The following is a 1,153-nucleotide window of genomic DNA, read 5'->3' as shown; positions in this document are numbered from 1 at the left end:
CAAAAGCTAACAGCGAAGAGACCAAACCGAGCCGTTATAAACAGTTGGTATTCTGGACGGTGGACAACCCGCGTAAAGCATTAGCCGCTTTGGTTCCGCTGATTTTAATCACCGCCGTGGCAATCCCGTATGTGGCCGTGAACTTTATTCCTCAGTCGGATCGCTCAATTGTGTTTCTCGATTACTGGCTACCCAATGGTGCCAAGATTGAACAAACCTCGGCAGACATGCGCAAAGTTGAAGAATGGTTGGTCGCACAACCAGAAGTGGAAAGTATCTCTAGCTATGTCGGCACCAGTGCACCTCGCTTCTCGGTAACGGTAGAGCCTGAGCCGCTCGACCCTGCCTACGGCCAGATTCTGATCAACACCAAAGACTACGAGAGCATCAGTTACTTGGTGACGCGTGGTGATGATTGGCTGAAAGAGGCGTTTCCGGATGCCGAACCTCGCTTCCGAGCACTGAAGTTGGCAACCAAAGATAAGTTCGCGGTTGAGGTGCGTTTTTCTGGTCCGGATGAAACCGTATTGCATCAACTAGCGGCGGAAACGAAAACGATTTTTGCTTCAAACCCTGATGCAAAATACATTCGCGATGATTGGCGCCAAGAAAGCAAAGTGCTCAAGCCGATTCTAAACCAAGACAAAATGCGTCAAGCAGGCATTAACCGCGCCGATGTCGCTTTCGCGCTAAAACGCGCATCAGACGGCATGCCGCTCGGACAAATGAACCTGAATGATGAGTTGATTCCAATTCAGCTACGTGGCACATCGCAAAACATGGCGTCACTAGAAACGCTACCTGTGCGCTCTCTACTTGGCTTTAACAGCGTTCCACTTGGTCAAGTGGTGGATGGATTCGAACTGGTCACCGAAGAGAGCATGATTTGGCAACGCGACCGCGTGAAAACCATCACGGTTCAAGCGGGTGTGAGCCGAGACTCCACACCAGCGAACGTAAGAAATGCCATTAAAGATCAGGTTGAAGCTATCCAACTTCCGGCGGGTTACAGCATGGAATGGGGAGGCGAATATTACGATGAAGACAAAGCGGTCACCGACATCATGAAGCAGCAACCAAAAGCAATGCTGATCATGGTGATCATTTTAGTCGCGATGTTCAACGGCTTTAAGCAACCAATCATCATCCTCGC

Annotated in this window: 1 protein-coding gene; it reads left to right on the top strand. The window is 50.0% G+C overall.

Features of this window, described 5'->3' with window-relative positions:
* On the top strand, positions 1-1,153 hold a 1,153-nt coding region (locus tag R7E47_RS24930), incomplete at both ends, for an efflux RND transporter permease subunit (protein ID WP_318085450.1).

Source organism: Vibrio sp. Vb1026 (assembly GCF_033338745.1).
GTDB lineage: Bacteria > Pseudomonadota > Gammaproteobacteria > Enterobacterales > Vibrionaceae > Vibrio > Vibrio alginolyticus.
The sequence above is the reverse complement of the archived record's forward strand: the minus strand, read 5'-3'. Positions and strand labels throughout refer to the sequence as shown.